The 7,213-nt window shown below is 44.0% G+C and carries 15 protein-coding genes; all 15 read right to left on the bottom strand.

Annotation, left to right across the window (positions count from 1 at the left end):
- Window positions 1-1,479 precede the first annotated feature (1,479 nt).
- Complete coding sequence (locus ABNS49_RS12815; protein WP_348688273.1) at window positions 1,480-1,800, bottom strand: hypothetical protein; 321 nt, start codon at window positions 1,798-1,800, stop codon at window positions 1,480-1,482.
- Between the two features lie 50 nt (window positions 1,801-1,850).
- Entirely contained in the window at window positions 1,851-2,123 is a 273-nt protein-coding gene (locus ABNS49_RS12810) for a hypothetical protein (RefSeq protein ID WP_348688272.1), read from the bottom strand.
- Entirely contained in the window at window positions 2,107-2,373 is a 267-nt protein-coding gene (locus ABNS49_RS12805) for a hypothetical protein (protein ID WP_305151663.1), read from the bottom strand. The genes ABNS49_RS12810 and ABNS49_RS12805 overlap by 17 nt, the downstream gene beginning before the upstream one ends.
- The gene (locus ABNS49_RS12800) at window positions 2,309-2,527 is read right to left on the bottom strand and encodes a hypothetical protein (protein WP_348688271.1); all 219 of its coding nucleotides are present in this window, start codon (window positions 2,525-2,527) and stop codon (window positions 2,309-2,311) included. The genes ABNS49_RS12805 and ABNS49_RS12800 overlap by 65 nt, the downstream gene beginning before the upstream one ends.
- Entirely contained in the window at window positions 2,502-3,473 is a 972-nt protein-coding gene (locus tag ABNS49_RS12795; RefSeq protein WP_348688270.1) for a hypothetical protein, read from the bottom strand. Before ABNS49_RS12795 ends, ABNS49_RS12800 begins: the two co-directional genes overlap by 26 nt.
- A 21-nt stretch (window positions 3,474-3,494) precedes the next feature.
- A complete protein-coding gene (locus ABNS49_RS12790) occupies window positions 3,495-3,836 on the bottom strand; it encodes a hypothetical protein (protein WP_348688269.1) in 342 nt (113 codons plus the stop codon).
- Complete coding sequence (locus tag ABNS49_RS12785) at window positions 3,833-4,339, bottom strand: hypothetical protein (RefSeq protein ID WP_348688268.1); 507 nt, start codon at window positions 4,337-4,339, stop codon at window positions 3,833-3,835. Before ABNS49_RS12785 ends, ABNS49_RS12790 begins: the two co-directional genes overlap by 4 nt.
- Window positions 4,340-4,460: 121 nt before the next feature.
- The gene (locus ABNS49_RS12780) at window positions 4,461-4,799 is read right to left on the bottom strand and encodes a hypothetical protein (protein ID WP_348688267.1); all 339 of its coding nucleotides are present in this window, start codon (window positions 4,797-4,799) and stop codon (window positions 4,461-4,463) included.
- Between the two features lie 179 nt (window positions 4,800-4,978).
- The gene (locus tag ABNS49_RS12775; protein ID WP_348688266.1) at window positions 4,979-5,296 is read right to left on the bottom strand and encodes a hypothetical protein; all 318 of its coding nucleotides are present in this window, start codon (window positions 5,294-5,296) and stop codon (window positions 4,979-4,981) included.
- Window positions 5,293-5,577 (bottom strand): HU family DNA-binding protein, encoded by a 285-nt coding sequence (locus tag ABNS49_RS12770; RefSeq protein ID WP_348688265.1) that lies wholly within the window; start codon window positions 5,575-5,577, stop codon window positions 5,293-5,295. Before ABNS49_RS12770 ends, ABNS49_RS12775 begins: the two co-directional genes overlap by 4 nt.
- Window positions 5,577-5,864 carry a hypothetical protein gene (locus ABNS49_RS12765; RefSeq protein ID WP_348688264.1) on the bottom strand — a complete coding sequence of 96 codons (288 nt, stop codon included), beginning with the start codon at window positions 5,862-5,864 and terminating at the stop codon, window positions 5,577-5,579. Before ABNS49_RS12765 ends, ABNS49_RS12770 begins: the two co-directional genes overlap by 1 nt.
- The gene (locus ABNS49_RS12760; protein ID WP_348688263.1) at window positions 5,861-6,076 is read right to left on the bottom strand and encodes a hypothetical protein; all 216 of its coding nucleotides are present in this window, start codon (window positions 6,074-6,076) and stop codon (window positions 5,861-5,863) included. Before ABNS49_RS12760 ends, ABNS49_RS12765 begins: the two co-directional genes overlap by 4 nt.
- A 20-nt stretch (window positions 6,077-6,096) precedes the next feature.
- Window positions 6,097-6,309 (bottom strand): hypothetical protein, encoded by a 213-nt coding sequence (locus tag ABNS49_RS12755; protein ID WP_288341647.1) that lies wholly within the window; start codon window positions 6,307-6,309, stop codon window positions 6,097-6,099.
- A gap of 11 nt (window positions 6,310-6,320) precedes the next feature.
- On the bottom strand, window positions 6,321-6,875 hold the full coding sequence (locus tag ABNS49_RS12750; protein WP_348688262.1) for a single-stranded DNA-binding protein: 555 nt from the start codon (window positions 6,873-6,875) through the stop codon (window positions 6,321-6,323).
- Window positions 6,872-7,213: dUTP diphosphatase (locus ABNS49_RS12745; protein WP_348688261.1), on the bottom strand; the 342-nt coding region annotated here is incomplete at its 5' end. The genes ABNS49_RS12745 and ABNS49_RS12750, both read right to left, overlap by 4 nt.

The raw sequence follows: 7,213 nt of genomic DNA, 5'->3' as shown, positions 1-7,213 counted from the left end.
GTATCGGGTACGATTTTCTGGATTTGTTCATGATTTATAGACATTTTCGGGGATTTTCGGGTATAAAGGCGGGATTTTGCCATACCAGCCTCTGATTCTGTTCACGAAGCATGAACATTTTTACAAAATACAAAATGTAATTCCTAGTAGGTATCGCGCCGCCGTGCCCCCGTCACACGTTCATATGACTACAAAATACAAAATACGATTCCTAGTTCCATGCGCGCCGCATAAAACACGCCAGCTCGTTTTTTGTTCGCGTTATGTGGACATTTATATCCACTCTGTCCCTATTTTGTGGACGTTTTGCAAAGAAAGTGGGAGATTTTGCCCATTTTTTTGTAGACTCTTTTGTCTATTCGCCTGCCATCCAAAATATATTTTTCATCTTTTTGCCAAGTTTACTTGTCAAACCATATTTATTGTTAATGAAAAAGCTATTCGAATAACAAAATCAGAAACCAAAAAGGAAAAGAAAAGAAGAAAGAGAAAATGATAGAGTGTGTAGACATAAAAAAGACCACCGCTGGGATTGTGGTGGTCGTGAGCTGAATAGGGAGCTTATAGTGTGTTGGGCTTAATAGCTGGTTTTGTTGTTTAGTGGCTCCCCCCGATTTCTTCGAGGGTTTCAGAAAGTTTTGTTATTTGAGGGTTGCTCTTTTTCCCCCGGAGGTTTTTCATGAAGCAATTCGCCTCTATCCGCTCGTTTCCCCTTTTTTTCGCCGCCCCTTTTTTGCATCGGTTTTCCACTCTCTTACCGGCTCTTTTCTTGCCGTGCCTTCTTCGTCGCTTTTAACCTTTTATTTACTAGTATCCATAAAAAGTCTGTTGCGATTGGAGGGGTGGTTTCTCCCCTCTCTAAAATCCTGTTGCGATTTGGGGGGTTGTTAAAAAAACTGTTGCGATTGGAGGGGCTGTTGCGATCCAGGGGGTGGTTTTTGTTGCATCTTGGGTGGCTGTTTTCTGGATCCCTTGCGATCGACAGGGCACTCAATCCCGTTGCGATTCTGGGGGACAATAAAATTGGGCGGGCTCCCGCATTACCCGCCTGTTAGTACATGACTCAAAAGTTGATTTAGAAAGGAGGTGTAAAACACCGACATGTCGCCGCCAGCTTCCCTTTACGATCGGCTGGTCTTTAAGTAGTGGGCGTTTCCGCCCGTTGCTAAAAAGAATAAAGATTTTTGACTCCCAAGTTGATTTGTTTGGCTTGCCTTCCGCCTTTGCGCTTCGAAGGGCTTTAATTATTGGTGCCGAAGCACCTGTTCCGAAAGGAAATTCTTTAATGACGTAAAACCGTCGCCCACCGCCTTGAACACGTCGCGGGACTTTAAGTAAACTCCCGCCTTTCGACGGGAAACACAAAATTAAGAAAGGGATTATTTCAAACAAGACTAATGTCTTGACACTGATATTATACCAAAAACTCTGATGTATTGCTTGTTTTTGAACGTTTTTTTTGAGAAAAAAATCGAGAGCCTAAGCCCTCAATTCTTCCTTCTCTTTTTTATCCATCAACGCTTCTAGCCGCTCGGCCATTTCTTCTTCCGATACGCCGCCGACCTTCTTTTTTACTTTGCCGTCGTCCTTACGGTAGATCACGATCGACTCTACCTTTTCCGGATCCATCCCTTCTTCGATGTGCTCGATCCACTCTTTTTCCGTCGCCATATCATACATGGAGTCTTCCGGCTGCTTCCAATATCCATGTTCGGCCAACCTAGACCACAATTCCATGATGACTTCCTCTTGGATCTCATGCAAATATCCCTTTTCATCTTTTAGTCTTGCTATATACACTTTTAAACGTCCTCCTGCTTTCGTGGTGCTCGATTATCGGATTTCTCGATTCAATACATGTAAACCCGATTCAATCCTTCCAGCGTCTTTATAGAATACTGATAGCGTTCATGCAATGTTCGAGATATTCCGTGGATCAAAGTTTTGTCTACTTGATATTCGCCGCCGATCGCCTCGATCCAAACGGCCCAAACGCCGTCGCGCACTTTGTACAGCACATCAGCGACAAGCCTTTGGTGCGTTGGATTGAACCACATCTTGACTTGATCGCCCCGATGCAGTTCCTGATTTCGATACGGGACAAATTTAGTTGAGTTTTTCATGATCCACCTGCTGCATTGCCTCGATCTCGGCTTTTTCTTCCTGATACTCTTTTTCCATTTTCTCCCCGATGCTATAGCACAGGTCGAGCAGCTCGTTCATGGCGTTGATTGCCAGTGTCCGGAATTGCCCCGCCGTTACGCTGCCGTTTTCCGGCATGATGTCATCCAAGCACTGTTTGTCAGTCTTAAAGTGGATGATTCCCTTTTGGTCCCGCGCCGCCTCGAGCACGAATAATTTCCGCATTCTCATTTGCTTTCCTCCATCTTCTCAATACCAAGTCCGTGATATTCACGATTTCAATTCCGGCCGCCTTTGCCACGGCCTTGTCTTGCGTATCTACGACCGTCAATGCTTTTTGCTTGATCTCAAAAAGCAGGTCATCGGTTGTCATCATTTGATACATTCTGTTTTTTCCTTATCCATCCATGCTCGGCAATATACCGCAATACTTCGATTTCTTCGAAGCTGTCGGGCACATTATTACGAGCAAACGCTTTGATGAAATCAAGCAGAAATAACGATTCACTCCTTGTCAGCTTCCAATTACGGAGCACATCAATTAACCCTGGCTCGCTTTGTGGCGGATTCTTAATTTTTGACTGATATTCCTTAGCTCTATCGAAATCTTTGCGAGCTACGCATTCGATCACCTTTCCGGCTAAATAATGGCGGTAAAATCCGAATGTATTCATTACTTCGAGCGGCGTTGGATCCAATTCGCCGCCATCATCGGTAATTTTTTCTTCTACCGTTACTGTGCTATTAGCTAAAAGGTTGAAAAGGAACCATTTTTTGAATCCTTCTTCCCCATCGGAGAAACTGAACCATGCCGATTTTGGAGTCCAATATGCATTTTTATTGTGTATGTTTACGTCTAAAAATCTATATATATCATCAATAAAATTTTCATTGACATTTAGAACAAAATTTGGTTCTGTGTCAAATTCGCCCTTTTCCTCTTCGCTCTCTTCGACCTTTTCGGCGGTGCCAACAAAAAGGTTTTCCTTAAGCCAATTTTTCCAGTCCTCTTTATTTCCTGGTTCACTCGTCCAATCTTCGCCTGAAATGCCTTTTTGCTTTAGGTCGGTTTTCGTTGCTGTGCTGTCCATATATCTAGCCAGTTTTCCCAAAAACTCCTCGTTCACTGTCGGAACTTCTTCTTTTTTCACGTACCCATGAGCTTCCGCCCAGATTTCGCCGAGCCTTTCTTGGCTTACAGCGCCTTCACCGGTATCAATGTAATATTCATTGCATTCCTTTGCGATCGGACAGTAACAGCAAGGAAGCTCGTTACATTTAATAAGAAGTTTCTCCCCAGCTTCTTTCATTGTCATTTTTTCTTCACTCATATCTAATTCTCCTTTTATTTTTTAGATGCATCCGCCACAGCTATTATGGCGCCAGTCTTCTTTTTGGAAAGCCTCAAAGATTGCTTTCTGCTCTTCGGTGTTGGCTGTGATTTCTTTGAGCCATTCTTGGTTCTCTTCTCGCCATTCAGCGCTAGATAGTCCACTCTCATATGATTTCCATACAACTTCCCAATTTTTCCTAAAATGCCAACTATTATACGTACCGAATGTTTGCATTGGTTGTTGTTTCAAATACTCAGGAATTTTTTCTGAAATGTCTTTTCCGTCTCGATGTAATGTCCAACATCCTCTACATAAGTTTGGCCACTTTCCAGACCACTTAGCTTTGTATTCAGCCGTCATTCCTCTTCCTCCAAAACATTGAAGTAATCCCGAAGCAGCCGCTCTTCTCCGATTTCTTCGATTGCTTTTTGGGCGGCTTCTTCTGATTCAAAATAGATTTCATTAGCATTTTTATGATAAATACCTTTTGTAACAATAACCGCTGGATCCGACCAATGATCTCTGGCTATCGAACTGATGAACGGGTTTATTTCTCCAAATACAAACTCATACCCACCAGCAAGCCGTTTCAGCTCTTCGTGAATTTCGTCGTGCTTTCGTTGTTTAATCGCTGCTTCTTCGGTGAGGAATGAATAGCCGCATTTTATAAAGTTTTTATCATATGTATCACCCTTAAAAACAATTTCGTTAACACCTCCGTGAGAGTACAAGACCCAATATTTATCCCCGACTTTCAAATCGTGAACCGTCTTCGTTTTCGGACGCTCAAGCATCGCTTTGACAGCGCCCAAATCTTTGATTTCGTGGTCGCCGTATTGCTCGATTAGTTCATTTAGCTTCATCGTTCTGTCCTCCCCTTAAATTCAAAATAGAAAGTTCCTTCAAATGGTTTTATACTTACCATTCCGTAACGCATTCCAACTTTTACGATGTAATTCTTCGCAATCCGTTCGTGCAAAGTTTTTAAATACTCTCTGAACCCTTCCAAATCCATTGAGCGCTTATAGTGATTGCATGATCGGCAGCTAGGGAAAAGATTGTCGTAGTCATGTACTTCGCTTTCAGCCAGCTATCATCCCCAGCGTGGAGTAAATGCGGCGGGTCAAACACGACCATATAAAATGATTCGTCGGGTACCGGAAGCTGCGTGAAGTCCCAATTCGTTTCGGGACTCACGACCAGCTTTCTTCCGTCACACAGCTCTTTTTCCTCGGTGCGAAGGTCATTGAAATGTACTCTTGGATCTTCCTTGTCGAAGTAGAACATCTTGCTTCCACAGGCTACGTCAAGGATTGGTTTCATTTTTCCTCCTTGTCTTGCAGCCAAGCGATTGTTTTGTTGACCCTCTCTCCAAAAGTGTCAGTATTCTTGCAAAATTTATCAAAAGGACATGTGTTTCTGGTTTTTATCGCCATGCTCAACACATCCAACAAATTCTTTTTCTTCACGACAATCAAATCGCTTTCTGCGAGCTGTTTTTCTTACTCGGCCCACAACTTTTCTAAATCCGGCCCGTCCTTAAACGGGGCGTCCTTTTTGGGATCGGACGCTTCTCGGTATGTTTTTTCAAAGATTTCTTTTTTCACCGGATAAATTTCACCGCATACCCCTTTTACGATGTAATCGCCTTTGTGGAATTTCATATCGCCTTCCGGGGTTCTTAAAATTCCGTAGCGAACACCTCTTTCAGTTCCGCCCGTAACCATATGCTGCCAAATCTCCGTATCATGCAGTTTACCGATCGTTCCATCCCACTGCAATGCCTTGATTACGAATGGTCGTTTAACGTAACTTTTCATTTGTTGACCTCCCCTTTCAGCGTGGTAGACGGCTTGAATTTCACCGTTTTCGATGCAGGAACGATCATTTCCCGTCCTGTCGCCGGATTAACTCCTCGACGCTCTCCGCGCTCCGTGACAGTGAATTTACCAAACCCATGAATGTCGATGATGCTTTCCTTTGCAAGCTCTTTAGCGATTGTAGAAAACACCGATTCAACCGCCGGGATGGCGTCTTTCTTCTTCATCCCCAGCGTGTCATGCAATGCGTTTACCAAGTCTTTTTTTGTGATCTGATTCATTATTCTTCCTCCGTTCCGTATTTTTTTAACAGATAGTTAACGATCATTAAAATGATGATTTTATCTGGAATATCCGATTTACTTGCTGCCGCTTCAATCAGATTCAAGCCGGTATTAACCACTTCTTCTGTGTTGCCCCTTGATACAATTTCGTAATTGGATGATTCTTCTCCTCTTTCGATTTTTGCGGCGACGAATAAGTCCGCTCCGGTCAATAATTCAATCGCCAATTTTCTCATTTCTTCCGTTCCCAAATCTTGATATTGTTCAATTTTAGCCGTATTCATCTTTTTACCTCCACAATGTAATCTTCCTCCTTTGAGTTGCGGTTTCTCCGCAAATCGAAGTCAAATTCCGTCCCACATAAGCCATCAGACTTCCGGATTTCGACATCATAGCCGGCCTCCGCAAATGCCTTTACCCAGGCGTCTTTGCCGTAGCGCTTAACACGTTTGTGATGGAGCACGGTGTTTCCGTGCAGCTCCATCGCCAACAGCATCCAATCTTCCAAGCTAGGTGTCATGCCTGCACCTTCGCTTTTCCCGTTTCTTCTTCGATGATTTTTAAAGCGTCGTTCAGGATTTGTTCCCCATTTTTCATCGTTTTCAGCCAGATCGACAAGTTGATCACGGCGTTCGCTACGTCTTCCGGATAAACCCCGGCCGATTCGGTACGTGTCTTATACGTACCGTTTTCTTTAAAAAACTCGATTGTTAATGTTCTTTTTTCCATATTTTCCCTTTCTAGAACGGCAGGTCGTCGCTGGCAATATCCAGTGGATCGCCGTAGTCTGCCTGTCCGGTGCCGTATACCATGTTTCCTTGCGCATACGATTGGCTCGGCTGCTGATAGTACGACTGATTCGGATCTACGCTATTCGATCGTGGTGGCCGCTTCTCCTGATACGTTGATTGAACGTTTGTATGGTAGGGGTTATATTGCGGCTGGACATCCGGATAATACCCATTGTTTTCTTCCTGCTTTTTTGACCCCAAGAACTGGATGCTATTGACAAGAATCTCCGTCACATACACGCGCGTTCCCTGCTTGTTTTCATAATTGCGGGTCTGGATCCGGCCTTCAACGCCGATTTGCGAACCTTTGTGAAGGTACTGCGCCATCAGTTCGGCCGTCTTGTTCCACGCCACGCAGTTGATGAAATCCGCGTCTGGGTACCCTTCCTGTTTCACCATCCGGTTCACCGCAAGGGTGAACGAGCAGTTTTTTGTTCCGCTTTGGGTCATCCGAATTTCTGGATCTTTCGTTAAGCGGCCAATCAAATTAACACTGTTCATCAATAATCCCCCTCCGCTCTCTCGTGATTGATTCGATTCTTCTTGACGTACATATCGTAGACTTCCGACATGTCAAACTCGAGATACTGTGTCAGGCCAGCCAAGCTCACAATCAAATCCATCGCGTAGTCGATCGTGGTTGCGTGTTTAAGCACTCCGACAAAATCACGCAGAGTATCATCGAATACAAACTTAATGTCGATCTCGTTCGGATTGATTTCTGCACTATTGGCGAAAGACAAAACGAAATGCCAAACGTCAACTAGCTCTTCAAGCTGTTTTTCTTTATCGACCTTTCCCGGGTTCGCTTTCCACCAGCACCATTTCGGCTTCATTTCGTG

Source organism: uncultured Dubosiella sp. (genome assembly GCF_964018005.1).
In the GTDB taxonomy this organism is placed as follows: domain Bacteria; phylum Bacillota_I; class Bacilli_A; order Erysipelotrichales; family Erysipelotrichaceae; genus Dubosiella; species Dubosiella muris.
Note: the sequence above shows the minus strand (reverse complement) of the source record. Positions and strands in the feature narration are given on the sequence as shown.

What these genes read in the sequence shown, in the direction of transcription:
- ABNS49_RS12810 (WP_348688272.1), bottom strand. Translation starts at nt 2,123, where the DNA reads ATGAAAAACTCAACTAAATTTGTCCCGTATCGAAATCAGGAACTGCAT.
- ABNS49_RS12805 (WP_305151663.1), bottom strand. Translation starts at nt 2,373, where the DNA reads ATGAGAATGCGGAAATTATTCGTGCTCGAGGCGGCGCGGGACCAAAAG.
- ABNS49_RS12800 (WP_348688271.1), bottom strand. Translation starts at nt 2,527, where the DNA reads ATGTATCAAATGATGACAACCGATGACCTGCTTTTTGAGATCAAGCAA.
- ABNS49_RS12795 (WP_348688270.1), bottom strand. Translation starts at nt 3,473, where the DNA reads ATGAGTGAAGAAAAAATGACAATGAAAGAAGCTGGGGAGAAACTTCTT.
- ABNS49_RS12790 (WP_348688269.1), bottom strand. Translation starts at nt 3,836, where the DNA reads ATGACGGCTGAATACAAAGCTAAGTGGTCTGGAAAGTGGCCAAACTTA.
- ABNS49_RS12785 (WP_348688268.1), bottom strand. Translation starts at nt 4,339, where the DNA reads ATGAAGCTAAATGAACTAATCGAGCAATACGGCGACCACGAAATCAAA.
- ABNS49_RS12780 (WP_348688267.1), bottom strand. Translation starts at nt 4,799, where the DNA reads ATGAAACCAATCCTTGACGTAGCCTGTGGAAGCAAGATGTTCTACTTC.
- ABNS49_RS12775 (WP_348688266.1), bottom strand. Translation starts at nt 5,296, where the DNA reads ATGAAAAGTTACGTTAAACGACCATTCGTAATCAAGGCATTGCAGTGG.
- ABNS49_RS12770 (WP_348688265.1), bottom strand. Translation starts at nt 5,577, where the DNA reads ATGAATCAGATCACAAAAAAAGACTTGGTAAACGCATTGCATGACACG.
- ABNS49_RS12765 (WP_348688264.1), bottom strand. Translation starts at nt 5,864, where the DNA reads ATGAATACGGCTAAAATTGAACAATATCAAGATTTGGGAACGGAAGAA.
- ABNS49_RS12760 (WP_348688263.1), bottom strand. Translation starts at nt 6,076, where the DNA reads ATGCTGTTGGCGATGGAGCTGCACGGAAACACCGTGCTCCATCACAAA.
- ABNS49_RS12755 (WP_288341647.1), bottom strand. Translation starts at nt 6,309, where the DNA reads ATGGAAAAAAGAACATTAACAATCGAGTTTTTTAAAGAAAACGGTACG.